Annotated in this window: 10 protein-coding genes and 2 pseudogenes; 9 read left to right on the plus strand and 3 right to left on the minus strand. The window is 67.3% G+C overall.

Annotated elements, in window-relative coordinates; genetic code table 11:
- The first annotated feature begins 137 nt into the window (after positions 1-137).
- The 5 genes and pseudogenes from LRS53_RS16880 to LRS53_RS24015 all read left to right on the plus strand — a co-directional run.
- Positions 138-1,415 carry a glucarate dehydratase family protein gene (locus tag LRS53_RS16880; RefSeq protein ID WP_231356661.1) on the plus strand — a complete coding sequence of 426 codons (1,278 nt, stop codon included), beginning with the start codon at positions 138-140 and terminating at the stop codon, positions 1,413-1,415.
- A gap of 148 nt (positions 1,416-1,563) precedes the next feature.
- Positions 1,564-3,843: a beta-glucosidase BglX gene (gene bglX, locus LRS53_RS16885; RefSeq protein WP_231356662.1), complete on the plus strand. Its 2,280-nt coding sequence runs from the start codon at positions 1,564-1,566 to the stop codon at positions 3,841-3,843.
- 348 nt (positions 3,844-4,191) lie between these two features.
- Positions 4,192-4,947, plus strand: a complete 756-nt coding sequence (locus LRS53_RS16890) for a carbon-nitrogen hydrolase family protein (protein ID WP_231356663.1) — start codon at positions 4,192-4,194, stop codon at positions 4,945-4,947.
- Between the two features lie 197 nt (positions 4,948-5,144).
- A pseudogene (locus LRS53_RS24010) lies at positions 5,145-6,293 on the plus strand (cache domain-containing protein); the annotation flags it as partial.
- A 288-nt stretch (positions 6,294-6,581) separates the two neighbouring features.
- Positions 6,582-7,154 (plus strand): annotated as a pseudogene (locus tag LRS53_RS24015) (methyl-accepting chemotaxis protein); the annotation flags it as partial.
- Positions 7,155-7,225: 71 nt separating this feature from the next.
- On the opposite strand, the gene LRS53_RS16900 reads toward LRS53_RS24015, so the two are convergent.
- The 3 genes from LRS53_RS16900 to LRS53_RS16910 form a co-directional block, all read right to left on the minus strand.
- Positions 7,226-9,199, minus strand: a complete 1,974-nt coding sequence (locus LRS53_RS16900; protein WP_184291614.1) for a BCCT family transporter — start codon at positions 9,197-9,199, stop codon at positions 7,226-7,228.
- Positions 9,200-9,319: 120 nt separating this feature from the next.
- Positions 9,320-10,177 (minus strand): AraC family transcriptional regulator, encoded by an 858-nt coding sequence (locus LRS53_RS16905; RefSeq protein WP_231356664.1) that lies wholly within the window; start codon positions 10,175-10,177, stop codon positions 9,320-9,322.
- 21 nt (positions 10,178-10,198) lie between these two features.
- Positions 10,199-10,804 (minus strand): LysE family translocator, encoded by a 606-nt coding sequence (locus LRS53_RS16910; protein WP_231356665.1) that lies wholly within the window; start codon positions 10,802-10,804, stop codon positions 10,199-10,201.
- Between the two features lie 145 nt (positions 10,805-10,949).
- Between LRS53_RS16910 and LRS53_RS16915 the strand changes: the two genes are divergently transcribed.
- The 4 genes from LRS53_RS16915 (at position 10,950) to LRS53_RS16930 (ending at position 16,191) form a co-directional block, all read left to right on the plus strand.
- A complete protein-coding gene (locus tag LRS53_RS16915; RefSeq protein ID WP_231356666.1) occupies positions 10,950-11,984 on the plus strand; it encodes a LacI family DNA-binding transcriptional regulator in 1,035 nt (344 codons plus the stop codon).
- Between the two features lie 215 nt (positions 11,985-12,199).
- Entirely contained in the window at positions 12,200-13,351 is a 1,152-nt protein-coding gene (locus LRS53_RS16920) for an L-talarate/galactarate dehydratase (protein ID WP_231356667.1), read from the plus strand.
- Between the two features lie 72 nt (positions 13,352-13,423).
- Positions 13,424-14,869 carry a sensor histidine kinase gene (locus LRS53_RS16925; RefSeq protein WP_231356668.1) on the plus strand — a complete coding sequence of 482 codons (1,446 nt, stop codon included), beginning with the start codon at positions 13,424-13,426 and terminating at the stop codon, positions 14,867-14,869.
- A complete protein-coding gene (locus tag LRS53_RS16930) occupies positions 14,854-16,191 on the plus strand; it encodes a sigma-54-dependent transcriptional regulator (protein ID WP_231356669.1) in 1,338 nt (445 codons plus the stop codon). Before LRS53_RS16925 ends, LRS53_RS16930 begins: the two co-directional genes overlap by 16 nt.
- The last annotated feature ends 85 nt before the right edge of the window (positions 16,192-16,276 follow it).

The following is a 16,276-nucleotide window of genomic DNA, read 5'->3' on the forward strand; positions in this document are numbered from 1 at the left end:
CGGAGCGGGCAACCCTCAAGCGATGCGCGGTCGTTCGCCCGGGCGTTCGTGCGATTTCCAGGTTGAAGAACCCGACCAGTAGTCATACGATGACTGACAAAGACCACCTTCATAATTACAAGTCCAGGAGTCTGAGCGTGAAGATCAAACGCATCAAAGTCACCCCCATCGCCTTTCGCGATGCCCCGCTGCTCAACGCCAGCGGCATCCACGAACCCTATGCGCTGAGATCCATCATCGAGGTGGAAGGCGACAATGGCCACATCGGCCTCGGCGAAAGCTACGGCGACGCCCCGGTGCTGGCAGTGTTGAAGGCCATGGAAAGCAGCCTGGTCGGCCTTTCCGCCTGGGATCTCAACGGCCTGCGCGCGCGGGTGGTGGAGACCGTCGCCAGTCTTGCCGGCGGCGTGGTGGCCGGTGCGGAGCTGGCGCCCGGCTCCCATCCGAGCAAGCAGGTGGCCAATGCCTATTCCGCCTTCGAAGTGGCCTTCCTCGATCTGCAGGCACGTTCCCTGGGCATTCCGCTGGTGGAGCTGCTCGGTGGCCCGGTGCGCCGCGAAGTCCCCTTCAGCGCCTACCTGTTCCTCAAGTACGCCGAGCACATCGACGCGCCCTACAAGCCCGATCGCTGGGGCGAGGCCATCAGCCCCGAGCAGGTGGTGGCCCAGGCCGCGCGGATGATCGAGGAGAACGGCTTCCAGAGCATCAAGCTCAAGGCCGGCACCCTGCTCGGCCCGGATCACGAAGCGGCCTGCATCAAGGCGCTGCGCCAGGCCTTTCCCGAGGCACCGCTGCGGATCGATCCCAACGGCAACTGGTCGCTGGAAACCTCCCTGCGCATCGCCGAGGTCCTGGCGGGCGACCTCCAGTACTACGAGGACCCGACCCCGGGTCTGGACGGCATGGCCGAACTGCACCGGCGCACCGGCATACCCCTGGCCACCAACATGGTGGTCACCGACTTCGACGAATTCCGCCGCAGCGTGGCCCAGAACAGCGTGCAGATCGTGCTCGCCGACCACCACTACTGGGGCGGCCTGCGGGATACCCAGATCCTCGCGCGGATGTGCGACACCTTCGGCCTGGGCGTCTCCATGCACTCCAACTCGCACCTGGGCATCAGCCTCATGGCCATGACCCATGTGGCTGCCGCCGTGCCCAATCTCGCCTATGCCTGCGACACCCACTACCCCTGGCAGGAAGAGGACGAAGAGGTCATCCAGGGCGGCAAGCTGCCGATCCGCAACGGCTGCGTGGCGATCACCGACGCCCCCGGCCTGGGCGTGGAGCTGGATCAGGACCAGTTGGCCAAGCTGCACGAGCAGTTTCTCGCCATCGACATCCGCAGCCGCGACGACGTGCGCCAGATGCGCAAGTACCAGCCGGACTGGGAAACCCGCAAACCGCGTTTTTAGGCCTCGTCCGCCCTCCCCTACGCCCCTGACGACCGGCTCTCCCGCCGGCCGTCAACGGCTCCGCATCCCGGCTTCCCGGCTGTACAATCCCCTCGGCACAAGGGTGCTCAAGAACAACGAGAAAGTACGCACAGGGAATCCGGGGAAGATGTCGAACGCACCACGCCTCACCGCACTCATGCTCGGCCTGGGCCTGGCCATCGGCGCCACCCTCGCCCCGGCGCAAGACGCCGATCCGGCACGCGCCTACGTCGACGCCCTGCTGGCGAAGATGACCCTGGAGGAAAAGATCGGTCAGCTCAATCTGGTGAGCGTCGGGCCGGACTATCCCAAGGAAGCCATCATGGCGGACATCCGCGCCGGCAAGGTGGGCGCCATGTTCAACACCGTGACCCGTCCCGACATCCGCCAGATGCAGGACCAGATCGTGCACAGCCGGTTGAAGATCCCGCTGTTCTACGCCTATGACGTCATCCATGGCATGCGCACCATCTTCCCCATCAACCTGGGCCTGGCCAGCACCTGGAATCTCGACGCCATCGCCACCAGCGGACGCATCTCCGCCATCGAGGCGGCCGCCGACGGCCTCGACCTGACCTTTTCTCCCACCGTCGACGTCACCCGCGAACCGCGCTGGGGCCGTGCCTCGGAAACCTTCGGCGAAGACACCTGGCTGACCTCACGCATTGGCGCCACCCTGGTGCACGCCTACCAAGGCAACGACCTGCGCGCTCCCGACAGCCTGATGGCCAGCATCAAGCACTTCGGCGGCTACGGCGCGGTGGAAGCCGGGCGCGACTACAGCAACGTCGACATGAGTCCGCAACGGCTCATGCAGGACTACCTGCCGCCCTATCGCGCCGCCGCCGAGGCCGGTGCCGGCGCGGTGATGGTGGCCCTGAACAGCATCAATGGCGTTCCTGCCACGGCCAATCGCTGGCTGCTGCAGGACCTGCTGCGCAAGGACTGGAATTACCAGGGCCTGTTGATCAGCGATCACGGCGCCATCAACGAATTGGTCTTGCACGGCGTGGCCATGGACACCCGCGACGCCGCCGAGCAGGCGCTCAAGGCCGGTGTCGAGCTGAACATGCACGACGACGTCTATGGCAAGCAGCTGCCCGCCCTGCTGGCGGCCGGCAAGGTGACCCAGGCCGAGATCGACCAGGCCGTGCGCGACATGCTGCTGACCAAGTACCGCCTGGGCCTGTTCGACGATCCCTACCGTCGTTTGCAGGGCCAGGACCCGGTCGACACCAATGCCGAATCGCGGCTGCACCGCGCCGAGGCACGCCAGGTGGCGCGCGAGAGCCTGGTGCTGCTGAAGAACGAGAAGGCCGTCCTGCCGCTGCGCAAGGGCGCCACCCTGGCCGTGGTCGGTCCGCTGGCCGACAGCCCGCGCGACGTCATGGGCAACTGGTCCGCCGCTGGCATGGCCGCCCAGGCGGTCTCCATCCGCCGTGGGCTGGAAAACGCCGTGGCCGGCCAGGGCAAGGTGCTCTATGCCAAGGGCGCCAACCTGCTGGACGACCGCGATGTGCTGGCCTACCTCAACTCCTATGAACCCGCGGTCGCGGTGGACCCGCGCAGCGCCAGCGAGCTGATCGCCGAAGCCGTGGCCGCGGCACGTCAGGCCGAGGTGGTGGTGGCCGTGGTCGGTGAGTCCCAGGGCATGGCCCACGAGGCCTCCAGCCGCGCCCGCATCAGCGTTCCCGACACCCAGCGTGAGCTGATCAAGGCGCTCAAGGCCACCGGCAAGCCGTTGGTACTGGTCTTGATGAACGGCCGCCCGCTGGCCCTGGAGTGGGAACAGGAGCAGGCCAACGCGCTGCTGGAAGCCTGGTTCCCTGGCACCGAGGGTGGCAACGCGGTGGCCGATGTGCTGTTCGGCGACCACAACCCGTCCGGCAAGCTGACCATGACCTTTCCCCGCGAAGTGGGCCAGGTGCCGCTGTACTACAACCACCTGAGCAGCGGCCGGCCCTTCGACGCGGCCAAGCCGAACAAATACACCTCGCGCTACTTCGACATCGTCAATGGTCCGCTCTACCCCTTCGGCTATGGCCTGAGCTACACCACCTTCGACGTCTCGGCGCCGCAGCTGTCCAGCGCCACCCTGAAGCAGGGCGACACCCTGACCGCCAGGGTCACGGTCAAGAACACCGGCGACCGCGCCGGCGCCACCGTGGTGCAGCTCTATCTGCACGACGTGACCGCCTCCCTGGCGCGACCGGTCAAGGAGCTCAAGGGCTTCCAGAAGGTGATGCTGCAACCGGGCGAGAGCCGCGAGCTGGACTTCCCCATCACCGAGGCGGACCTGCGCTTCTACAACAATGACCTCAAGCTGGTCTCGGAACCGGGCGAATTCAAGGTGATGGTCGGCCTTGATTCGGAGCGGGTGCGCGAGGGGAGTTTCACACTGTTGTAAGCACCGCTTTCCTCCCTCTCCTCCTGGAGAGGGTTGGGGTGAGGGCGAGCGCCTTGAATCTAGCCTGTTGGGCTTCGCTTACGCTCAGCCCAACCTACGAGGCTGCGGCGCTTGCACCCGTAGGTTGGGCTGAGGCAACTCCATTGCCGAAGCCCAACCGGGGACGAAGCCAAGGCTGCGAGGTGTCGGGCTTGGCTACGCTCGACCCCAGCTACGAAGCGCTATCTACACCGACTGGTCATCGAGCACCACGCCGAGCTCAACCGCGTAGCCGGCCCCGAAGCGGATCTCCGCTATAGCGTTGATTAGCGACATGAATAATGATTTCCACACGCTTTCGGAGTCCCGGTGAATGCGCTCAGCCTGACCCTCGCCGCTGCCCAATCCGCTTCAGTCGCCGGCGATCTCGCCGCCAATCTGCGCACCCATCTGGCGTTCGTCGCCGCGGCCGCAACGGCTGGGGCGGATCTCCTGCTGTTTCCCGAGTTATCTCTGACCGGCTATGAACCGGCGCTGGCGACGGGTTTGGCGCTGGAACCCGACGATACGCAGCTGCTGCCGCTGCGCGAAGCCTGCAGCAAGGCCGGGCTCACGGCCGTGGTCGGGGCGCCGGTCCAGAATGCGGCAGGATTGCAGATAGGCGCCTTGATCCTGGGCGCGGACGGTAGCTGTCGCGTCCATACCAAGCAATATCTGCATCCGGGCGAGGCACCGCCCTTCGTGCCCGGCAACGGCGGGGAGTTGCTGGCGGTGCATGGCTTGCAGGCCGCCCTGGCCATCTGCGCCGATAGCAACCATCAGGCCCATGCCGACGCGGCTCGCGCCCGGGGCGCCGATCTCTATCTGGCCTCGGCGGTGATCGGCCCGACCGGCTATCCCAGCGATAGCGCCCTGCTGGCCGGCCATGCCCGGCGGCTGGGCATGCCGGTGCTCATGGCCAATCATGGCGCACCCACCGGTGGCTATGCCTGCGTGGGCCGCAGCGCCTTCTGGCAGGCCGACGGCCAGTGCCTGATCGCAGCGCCGGGAGACGGCGCCTGCCTGGTGATCGTGCGGCGGGTAGCGGACGACTGGCAGGGTGAAGTCTGCACCTTGCCGGCCTGATCCGTGCAGGAAGATCCGCTGACTGCAAAGCGGCTGTCGGGTCACGTTGCGACCCTGGTAGCGATTTGATATTTCGTCCTTTCCTGCGACTAAAGGTCACACATCAGACGCCGATAAGGCTCTGACATCCTTTTTCAGAACGGCGCCAAGGATGCCTTTCGCAGCGTGAACGACGCTGTAACCGCAGGAGCGACATCATGGCCTTGAACACCATTCGGACCCGCTACACCCTGATCTTCCTTGGCTTCATCGGCGCGACCCTCGCGGCCACCATCATCGGCATCCGCCTCTGGGTGACCCCGGACCTGGTCGCCGCCGGCGAGTCCGCCGTGCTCACCCGGGTCAACGAGGTGGGTACCCGCATCTATCGCGAACTCAATCAGATCCAGGCGCAGCAGCGCTCCATCACCCAGACGATACCGCTGCTGGACAGCGCCGCCATCGACCGGGTACTGCCTGGCCTGGTGGACCAGTATGGCGATGCCAAGGTGTTCGGCGGCGGCATCTGGCCGCTGCCCAACCAGCGCGAACAGGGCCGCGACAAGTTCAGCACCTTCTATCACCGCGATGCCAGCGGCAAGCTGATCGTCAACACCCACTGGAATTCGCCCGAGTCGCTCAACTACTGGGAGCAGCCCTGGTTCCAGGCCGGCCTCAAGGGCCCCGCCGGCCAGTGCGTCTGGGCCGCCGCCTACAAGGACGCCGCCAGCGCCGAGCCGCGCACCAACTGCGCCATGGCCATCCAGCGCGACGGCAAGGCCTTTGGCGTGTCGACCGTCGACCTGACCCTGGGCTTCTTCAACCCGCTAGTGGAGCAGCTGCGCAAGGAACTCGACGACACCGACATGATGATCGTCGAAACCGATGGCAAGATCCTCAGCAACCTCAGCAACCTCAGCGAACTCGGCGATTTGCAGATCCTGAACAACGTCTCGGCCTATGCTGCGCGCTCGCCCTTCGTCGCGGCGATCCAGCAGAATCTCGGCAAACTCAAGGGCGAAGCCGTGGTGCGCGACAACTACGTCGACGAACACGGCACGCCCCACACCTTCTTCCTGCGCCCGCTGACCGGCACGCCCTGGCTGCTGGCCACGGCGCTGCCCACCTCGCTCATCGCGGCGACCAACACCGGCATCCTCAAGACCCTGGCGGCGATCCAGTTGCCGCTGGTCCTGCTGCTGGTGGGCATCATGGTGCTGGCGCTCGGCAAGCTGATGGGTCGCCTCGGCCTGCTGCAACGCAACATCGAATCGCTCTCCGCCGGTGATGCCGACCTGACCCGGCGCATCCCGGTGCATGGCAAGGATGAAGTGGATGCGGTGGCAGGCGCGGTCAACGGCTTCATCGGTTATCTGCAGCGGCTGATCGGCGAGGTGGGCGACGCCACCGACCGCATCGATACCGGCCTCAAGCAGCTCCATGGCCAGGCCCAGCAGAACGGCGCCATCCTGGCCCGGCATGCCAGCGAGACCGACCAGGCGGTGACCGCCATCACCGAGATGAGCGCCACCTCCGATTCCGTGGCACGCAGCGCCAGCGACACCGCCACCCTCACCCAGGCCGCCAATGGCCAGGCCGAGCGTTCCCGCGCGGTGGTCCAGCAGGCCTCGGCCAGCGTCCTGGCCCTGGTGGACCAGGTGGAAGACGCCACCCTCAAGGTGCAGGCCATGCAGAGCGACGCCCAGCGCATCAACGATGTGCTCGGGGTGATCGGCGAGATCGCCGGCCAGACCAACCTGCTGGCGCTCAACGCCGCCATCGAGGCGGCCCGGGCCGGTGAGCAGGGTCGGGGCTTCGCGGTGGTGGCCGACGAGGTGCGCGCCCTGGCCGGCCGTACCCAGCAGAGCACCGCCGAGATCAACGAGATGCTCGGCCGGCTGCAGCAGGGCGTGAGCTCCGCCGTGGCGGCCATGGAAGTGACCAAGAGCAGCTGCCAGAGCACCGCCGAAAAGACCCGCGAGGTCACCTCCGGCCTGGACGAGATGAACGGCTCGGTGGTGCGCATCAGCGACCTGTCGACCCAGATCGCCGCGGCGGCCGAAGAGCAGAGTGTGGTGGCCGGCGAGATCAACCAGAACATGGTCGCCGTGCGCCACATGGTCGACGACCTGGTCACCAGCGGTCAGCGCACCGCCGAGAGCACCGCGGCGGTGCAGTCGTCCAACGAGCAGTTGATCGCCGTGGTCCGGCGTTTCCGGGTGAAATAGAAAAAGACCGCTGCCGGGTCGGCAGCGGTCTTCGGGTATCGGCGGACCGGGCGCAAGGCCCGGTTCGCGTTTCAGCCCACCAGATGCAGGAAGTGCATGTGGCGTTCGTACTGGTCGAGGATGTCGCCGATGACGTCCTCGCGCGACCAGCCCATGACGTCATGGTCCTGACCGCCCTCGCGCAGATAGACCTGGGCGCGGAAGTACTTGCGCTCCTCCCCCGGCTCGCTGCCCATGACGAAACTGGGCATGGCATAGGCATGGGGTCTTACCTGATAGACGAACTCGGGCTGCTCGGCCGGACCGATGTACAGCCGCACCCCACCATCGTCACGGTCTTCCACACCGCAGACGTAGCCCTGCTTGCGCCATTCCTCGGCCACCGCCAGGCAGGCCGGCTTGGCGACCTCGCCGATGAAGCGCACCACGTGGCTGCGCCGGGGAAACATCGCCAGGCCGCGCAGGCGCCGCTGCCAGCCACCCGGCGTGCGGGTGGTGGGCGGAGTGAGACTCAGCGACTGATGGCGCAGGCCACGCTTGGTGGCGTCCAGCTTGAGAGCCTTGAGCAGGCCGTGCATGCTGAACAGCAGGGCGATGGTGAACGGCAGCGCACTGGCGATGGTGGCGGTCTGCAAGGCTTTCAGGCCATCGGCCAGCAGCAACGCGATGGCCACCAGGCCCATGCTGGCGCCCCAGAACACCCGCTGCCAGACCGGCGTCTGGTCCTGGCCACCGGAAGCCAGCATGTCCACCACCATAGCGCCGGAATCGGCCGAGGTGACGAAGAACACCACCACCATGACGATGGCCACCATGGAAATCACGCTGGCGAAGGGGAAGTGTTCGAGAAAGGCGAACAGCGCCAGGGAGCTGTCCTGGGATACCGCGGCGGCCAGATCGGTGATGCCCTCGGTGAGGATCATGTGGATCGCCGTGTTGCCGAACACCGTCATCCACAGCAGGGTGAACCCGGCCGGTACCAGCAGCACGCCGGAGACGAATTCGCGGATGGTCCGCCCGCGGGAGATGCGGGCGATGAACAGCCCGACGAAGGGCGACCAGGCCAGCCACCAGCCCCAGTAGAACAGCGTCCAGCCGCCGATCCAGTCGGTGGGTCGATAGGCGTTGAGGTTGAGGGTGCGGCTGACGATCTCGCTGAGGTAGCCGCCGGTGTTCTCGACGAAGGTCTGCAGGATCAGCACCGTGGGGCCGAGGATGATCACGGTGAGCATCAACAGCACCGCCAGGCCCAGGTTGAGTTCCGACAGGCGCCGTACACCCTTGTCCAGGCCGGAGACCACCGACAGGGTGGCCAGCGCCGTGGTGATCACGATCAGACCGATCTGCACCGGGGTGGACACCGGTACGCCGAACAGCACGTTCAGGCCGGTGTTGATCTGCGACACGCCAAAGCCCAGGGAGGTGGCGACGCCCAGCACGGTGCCGATGATGGCGAAGATGTCCACGGCGTGGCCGATAGGTCCGTAGATGCGCTCGCCGATCAGGGGATAGAGCGCCGATCTCAGGGTCAGCGGCAGGCCGTGACGGTAGCTGAAGTAGGCCAGGATCAGGGCGACGATGGCGTAGATCGACCAGGCGTGCAGGCCCCAGTGAAAGAAGGTGATGCGCATGGCCTGGCGGGCGGCGTCCACCGTCTGGCCATCGGCATAGGGCGGATTGAGAAAGTGCATCACCGGCTCGGCGACACCGAAGAACATCAGGCCGATACCCATGCCGGCGGAAAACAGCATGGCGAACCAGGTGGTGTTGGCGTAGTCCGGTTCGCTGTGGTCCGGGCCGAGCTTGATGTCGCCATAGCGACTCATGCCGAGAAACACCACGGTGCCGAGGATGATGGCCACGGCGAGGATGTAGAACCAGCTGAGGTTGGTGATGATCCAGCCCTGGATGGCGGCGAACAGCCATTGGGCATTGGCCTGGAACAGACTGGCATAGAGCACCAGCACCAGTAGCAGCAGCGTCGAGGTCCAGAAGACCGGAGGACTGAAGGTGGGACGAGCGGCAGATTCTCCCTGGCCGGTCATAGAGGGGCTCCTGTTTATGAAGTGCGCACAGGTTGACTGTCCTCGGCCCTGATCGTTTCGCTGGCGGCGCCCATTGAACAGTGCATGCCGCTGAACGAGACCGTCGTAATCGTTGCGGCGCTAATGGCCGGGTGCACTATCCGTAGCAGACGCGACGGGCGGTCTGGCCAGCTCACGAAACCAGCGGGCTGGAGCCATTCCGAAGGCCTGACGGAAATGTTTCGTCATGTGACTCTGGTCGTAGAAACCTGCCGCCACGGCGGCCTCGGCCAGCCCTCGACCCAGACGTACCTGCAGCCGGACCCGATCGAGGCGGCGCAGGGTCAGGTAGCGATGGGGACTGGTGCCGAAGTAGGCGCGGAAATCCCGCGTCAGACTCCAGCGATCTCGGCCAGCGCAGCGGGCCAGATCATCTAGGGAGACGGCCTGGTCGAAATGGTCCTCCAGGTATTCACGCGCCCGCAGCGCGGCGGCGAAATCCACCCGCCCGCGACTGGGCCAGGTCTGGCAGACCTCGGCGAGAGTGGCGACCAGGCCATAGAGGGCATCGTCGCGCCCCAGGGCATCGGCATGCTCGTCAAGGGTGGCGAACACCGCATCGGTGGCCCGCGCCAGCCGTGGATCCAGGGAAACGCCCTCGCGGTGGAAGGGCAAGGGCCGCCCGCCGAGGATGTCCTGCACCAGGGCCGGCGGTACATAGAGCATCCGATAGCGAAAGCCGCAGGCGGCACCGGCGCGGCCATCGTGGACCTCGTCCGGGTGAAAGACCATGGTCTCGCCCGGCAGGCTGCTGGCCTTGGCACCGCGATAGGAAAAGCTCTGCACCCCGGCCAGGGTACGCCCGATGGCATAGGTCGCATGGCGATGGGGATCGAAGGCATGACCGCTGAAAAAGGCCTCGATGGATTCCAGGCGGTCATCCAGCGGGGTATGCCGGACCCAGTCGCGGGGCGAAGGCAGGGCGGATGTCGAAGTCATGGCCAACCTCCCGGGCGGCGATCAGCTGAGCAGGTCGCGGTAGGCATCGTGGAACAGCAGCAGGGCACAGCCTACCAGGCTCAACCCCAGCAGCCGATTCACCCAGCGCAGGCCCCGTCCGCGCAGCAGGGTGCGACCCAGCAGGCTGCCCAGCAGCGCATAGCAAGCCGGCGCTCCGCCAGCGGCAATGGCCAGCGGCAGCGAGCAAAGGGCGATCTTGGCGCCGGTCACCTGGGCCGCCGGAAACATCACCGTGGCGATGGGCAGCACGGCCAGCCAACCCTTGGGATTGAGTCCCTGCATCAGCAGTCCGCCCAGAAAGCTCAGCCGCGCACCCTGCGCCCCCTCGGCGTCGGTCGCGACCGTCGGTGTCGCCCTGGCGAGACGATAGCCCAGGTACAGGCTGTAGGCGCCGCCGCCCAGGGCCAGCCACGGCAGCACCCGGGCAGACACTAGGGCAGCACCGCCATAACCCAGGCCGAGAAACAGCAGCAGCATGGCGCAGCCAACGCCGAGATGGAAACCCAGGGCGCGCCGGGCCTGGCCCTGCAGACCGGCGTTTAGGCCCAGGGCGTTGACCGGGCCAGGGCTGTACATGACGCTCAGGGCAAAGAGGACGATTTCCAAGGGGCACCTGCCGGAGTTTTAGGGAGAGGCCCAGGCTAGCCAGCGCGCCCTGCCCTGGCTTGTACGTTTGTGGCTCGTCCGCCTTGAGGGTCATCGTACGACTTGGCAGAATCCCGCTTTCCCTCGCCTGTCGTGGAGATCTCCCTTGTCCAGCGATCGCAGCACCCTGCCCTGGAGGGGCCGTCCCGATGGCAAGCCGCCGACCCTCAAGGACGTGGCCCGCCTGGCCGGAGTCTCGCCGATCACCGTTTCGCGTACCCTCAACCAGCCGGAGATCGTCCGTCCGGCGCTGCGCGAAAAGGTCTTTCGCGCGGTACGCGAGAGCGGCTACCAGCCGGCCATGCTCACCGCCGGCAGCGCGCCCCAGGAGAGCCGGCTGATCGCCATCCTGGTACCCACCATCGTCAACTCCATCTTCGCCGACACCGTGCAGGCGCTCATGCAGACCTTGACCGAAGCCGGCCACCAGACCCTGCTGGGCCTGACCGACTATTCCGCGGAGCGTGAGGAGCAGTTGCTGGACACGCTGCTGCGCCGCCGTCCCGATGCCATGGTACTGACCGGCACCCTGCACACGGCAGCCAGCCGCCTGCGCCTTTCCCAGGCCGGTATCCCACTGGTGGAATGCTGGGACCAAGGCGAGCGGCCGCTGGACATGCTGGTGGGTTTCTCCCATGCGGCGGTGGGCTGCGCCATCGCCGCACAACTGCTGGAGCGCGGCTATCGCCGCTTCGCGAGCCTGACCCTGGATGATCCACGGGGACGCCTGCGCCGCGATGCCTTCCGTGCCGAACTGGCCCGCCAGGGACTAGGCACGCCGCCCGAGGTCAGCCTGCCGCCACCGGCCACGCCGGTGCTGGGGCGCGAGGGCCTGGCTCGCCTGCTCGCTGCCGGCGAACACCCGGAGGTGGTGGTCTGCAGTTCCGACACCCTGGCCCATGGCGTGCTAGCCGAGGCACATGCCCGCAACCTGCGGGTCCCAGACGACCTGGCCGTGATGGGCTTCGGCAACCTGGCCAGCGCCGCCCACCTGATCCCGGCGTTGAGTACCGTGGACGTGCGCGGCACCGAGATGGGTACCTGCGCCGCCGCGGCCCTGCTCGCCCGCCTGGCTGGCACAGAAGCACCGCTGCGGCTGGATACCGGCTTCGAACTGGTGCTGCGTCAGAGCACGCGCTAGCGCTTGAATGATTGCGTAATCAGCTTAGCGTCCTCCAGCAGGTGCCGACCTCGTCGACGGTCTAGCCGCTGAAAAAGGACAACAACAATGCGCACCTCTACCGCTGGCGCCGCACCCGTCAAGCGCAGGGACCTGGGCGGACTTAACGATGAGCCGCCAGCCACTGCCGCCCTGCCTTCCACTCGTACCTGATCCCCACCCTGGAGATTTCCGCCATGCCCGATACTTCCTGCAGCGCCGACCAGGACCGCATCGCCTGGGTCCGCCTGTCTTCCGTATTCCTGCCGCTGGCCAATCCCATCAGTGACGCCAAGGTGCTCACCGGCCGGCAGAAGCCAATGACCGAGATCGCCATCCTCTTCGTCGAAATCGAGACCCGCGACGGCCAGCGCGGCCTGGGCTTCAGCTACGCCAAGCGCGCCGGCGGCCCCGGGCAGTTCGCCCATGCCCGGGAAATCGCCCCAGTGCTGCTAGACGAAAATCCCAGCGACATCCAGAAACTCTGGACCAAGCTCTGCTGGGCCGGTGCCTCGGTGGGTCGCAGCGGCCTCGCTACCCAGGCCATCGGCGCCTTCGATGTGGCCCTGTGGGATCTCAAGGCGCGTCGAGCCAACCTGTCCCTGGCGCGGCTGCTTGGCGCCCAGCGTGATTCGGTGCGCTGCTACAACACCTCCGGTGGCTTCCTGCACACGCCGCTGGAGCAGTTGCTGGAAAACACCGACCGCTCCCGCGAGCAGGGCATCGGCGGCATCAAGCTCAAGGTCGGCCAGCCGGACTGGACGGTGGACCTGGAGCGCGTCGCCCGCGTCCGGCGGCACCTGGGCAACAGCTTTCCGCTGATGGTGGACGCCAACCAGCAGTGGGACAGACCCACCGCCCAACGGATGTGCCGCCGCTTCGAGGAATTCGACCTGATCTGGATAGAAGAGCCGCTGGACTGCTACGACGCCGAAGGCCACGCTGCCCTGGCCGCCACCTTCGACACGCCCATCGCCACCGGCGAGATGCTGACCAGCGTGGCCGAGCATCAGGAATTCATTCGCCTGCGCGGCGCCGACTTCCTGATGCCCGATGCCCCGCGGGTTGGCGGCATCACCCCCTTTCTCAAGGTGGCCGCCTTGGCCGAACAGGCTGGACTGATGCTGGCGCCGCACTTCGCCATGGAATTGCACGTGCATCTGGCCGCCACCTACCCCACCGAACCCTGGGTGGAGCATTTCGAATGGCTGGAGCCGTTGTTCAACGAACGCCTGGAAACCCGTGACGGCCGGATGCTGGTACCGACCCGCCCAGGCCTGGGCCTGTCCCTCAGCGAAAGGGTGGCCGGCTGGACAGCGCAGGAAGCGGAATTCGGCCGGCGTGGCTGACACCCGCTCTGGCACTCGAACTCCGCCGGGGTATGGCACTCTATCCAGGCCAAGGCCTGGAAGAGAATGCCCATGTTCGGATCGCTGCGCAGCCGTCTGATCGCGCTGCTGCTGATGCTCGGCGGCATGGCCGTCGGGGTCGGCTGGCTGATGATCCTGCTGCTGCGCCAGTCGGAAAGCGCCCAGCTCGGCCAGGCCACGGTGGAAGCCGAGCAGGCCTGCCAGGTCATCGCCAGCAGCTATCGCTTCTACAGCAACGGCTGGTCCGGCCCCACCGCCGGCCTCGCCGATCCGGCGCTGCGCCAAGGCCTCACCGGCGTGGCCAGCGTCGCCCTGCTGCGCTATCGCGGCATGGGCGGCGGTCTCTGGCAGGAGCAGGCGGGGATGCTGGCCGACGCCAGTCCCTTCAGCTTGACCGATGCCGAGCGCCGGCATCTGGCCGATCTCGCCGCCGCCGCCCTGGCCGAGGCGCGCAGCCTGAGCGACAGCTACAGCGTCGACGGCGCCACCGTGCTGATGGCGGCCTGTCCGCTGTCCGGCCCCATCCCTGATCTCGCCGCCTGGACCCTGACCCGCCTGACCTTTACCGAGGGCAGCGGCCAGCGCCAGCTGAAACTGGGCCTGGGCCTTTTGCTGCTGGCCATGCTGGCAGCCACCCTGCTGCTTGGCCGGCTCACCTGGCAGTGGTCGCGGCATGTCACCCGGGTCGAGCGCGATCTCGGGGCGAGCGCCAGTCATGACCTGCCCACCCTCGACCTTACCGGTGAACGGGAGCTGGACCGGGTGCTCGCCGCGCTCAACCAGGCCGGCCAGCGCCTGGCCCAGGCCCGCGCCGAAGCCCAGCGCCTGACTAATCAGGTCCACGCCAGCGAGCGGCTGGCGGCGCTGGGCCGGGTGGCCGCCGGGGTCGCCCATGAAATCCGCAACCCCCTGGCCGCCATGCGGCTCAAGGCCGAGAACGCCCTGGCCGGCGATGCCGAGCGCCAGCGGCGCGCCCTGGACGCCATCCTGCCGCAGATCGCCCGCCTGGACAGCCTGCTGCGCCGCCTGCTCGATCTCACCCAGCCGCCGCAGTTGCAACCGACTGCCGTCGATCTCCCGGCCCTCTGCCGCGAGGTGCTGGCCAGTCACGAAGAACAGGCGGGCCAGCGTGGCATCCGCCTGGTCGCCCGGGTGGCCGTCGATCAAGGCTGTTTCGACCGCGACGCCCTGGGTCGTGCCCTGGACAACCTACTACTCAATGCCGTGCAGGCCGCTCCGGCCGATAGCGAGATCCGCCTGGACGTCAGCCGGCGCGACGACTGGCTGCTGCTGGCGGTGGAAGACGAAGGCCAGGGGCCGCCTGCCGAACTGCGCGGGCAGCTCTTCGAACCCTTCGTCACCGGTCGCCCCGAAGGCACCGGCCTTGGGCTGGCCCTGGTCCGCGAAACCGCCCGCGCCCATGGCGGCGAGGCGCGCCTGGTCGAACCCTCCCCCTCCACCCGTTTCGAGATCCTATTGCCATGCCAACCCTGCTGATCATCGACGACGACGCCGGTCTGCGCGACGCCCTGGCGGAAACCGCCGCTGATCAGGGCTACCGGGTGCTGCAGGCGGATCAAGGCGAAGCGGGGCTGGCGCTGCTCGACCGGCAGACGGTGGACGCCGTGCTGCTCGACCTGCGCATGCCCGGGCTGGATGGCCTGGAGGTACTGGCGCGCATTCGCGCTCTCCCCGAGCCGCCGGCGGTCACGGTGCTCACCGCCTTCGCCAGCGCCGGCAATACCATCGAGGCCATGCGTCTGGGCGCCTTCGACCACCTCACCAAGCCCATCGGCCGCGATGACCTGATCCGGGTACTGGCCGGGATGACTGCCCAGCGCGGCCCCGCCAGCGCACCGCCAGCCTCGGTCGAAAGCCATACCTTGGTGGGCGGCAGCGATGCCCTGCGCCAGGTGCAGAAGACCATCGGCCGCCTGGTGGACAGCGAGGCCACGGTACTGGTCACCGGCGAGACCGGCACCGGCAAAGAACTGGTGGCCCGCGCCATCCACGAGCACGGCAAGCGACGCGGCGCGCCCTTCGTGGCGGTCAACTGCGCGGCCATCCCGCCGGACCTGCTGGAAAGCGAACTCTTCGGCCACGTGCGCGGGGCCTTCAGCGGAGCCACCGCCAATCGCCTCGGCGCCTTTCGCGAGGCCCAGGGCGGCACCCTCTTTCTCGATGAGATCGGCGACATGCCGCTGCCGATGCAGGCCAAGATCCTCCGCGCCCTGCAGGAACGCGAGGTGACCCCGGTGGGTGGCGCACCGGTGCGCCTGGACGTGCGGCTGGTGGCGGCCACCCACCGCGACCTGGCCCAGCGTGTCGCCAGTGGCGACTTCCGCGAAGACCTCTTCTATCGCCTGCACGTGGTGCCCATCCACCTGCCGGCCCTGCGCGAGCGCCGTGCCGACATCCTGCCCCTGGCCGAGCACTTCCTCGCACCCAGTGGCCGGGTGCTGGCGGACGATGCCGCCGCCCTGCTCCTGCGCCACCCCTGGCCAGGCAACGTGCGGGAATTGCGCAACGCCATCCAGCGCGCCGCTACTCTGGCTCAGGGCGAGCGCATCGTCGCCGTCGACCTGGCCTTTCTGCAGGGCGAGACCCCGGATGCGGTAGCCATAGACGCCAGCTGGCCGGAAGAGACTCTGGCCGAAGCCACCGCGCGCCTGGAACGCCTGCTGATCGAGCGGGCCCTGCAACGCAGCGGCGGTAATCGCGCCGAAGCAGCGCGGCGCCTGGGGATACATCGCCAGCTGCTCTATACCAAGTTGAGCCGGCTGGGCCTGGGTGTCGGTGAAGACGACAGCCCCGCCTAGGCTGTCCGCTTTGCCGACAGGACTGTCCGCGAGCCGGACGCAATGCCTCGCCCGGATAGCCGCTAAAAATCGCAAATATTTGATT

The sequence above is a fragment of the Pseudomonas sp. PLB05 genome, assembly GCF_021106615.1.
Lineage (GTDB): Bacteria > Pseudomonadota > Gammaproteobacteria > Pseudomonadales > Pseudomonadaceae > Chryseomonas > Chryseomonas benzopyrenica.

Bases quoted from the DNA above. Each gene is read 5' to 3' on its own strand.
- LRS53_RS16900 (WP_184291614.1), bottom strand. From the start codon at position 9,199: ATGACCGGCCAGGGAGAATCTGCCGCTCGTCCCACCTTCAGTCCTCCG.
- LRS53_RS16930 (WP_231356669.1), top strand. From the start codon at position 14,854: ATGCCAACCCTGCTGATCATCGACGACGACGCCGGTCTGCGCGACGCC.
- LRS53_RS16920 (WP_231356667.1), top strand. From the start codon at position 12,200: ATGCCCGATACTTCCTGCAGCGCCGACCAGGACCGCATCGCCTGGGTC.
- LRS53_RS16925 (WP_231356668.1), top strand. From the start codon at position 13,424: ATGTTCGGATCGCTGCGCAGCCGTCTGATCGCGCTGCTGCTGATGCTC.
- LRS53_RS16905 (WP_231356664.1), bottom strand. From the start codon at position 10,177: ATGACTTCGACATCCGCCCTGCCTTCGCCCCGCGACTGGGTCCGGCAT.
- bglX (WP_231356662.1), top strand. From the start codon at position 1,564: ATGTCGAACGCACCACGCCTCACCGCACTCATGCTCGGCCTGGGCCTG.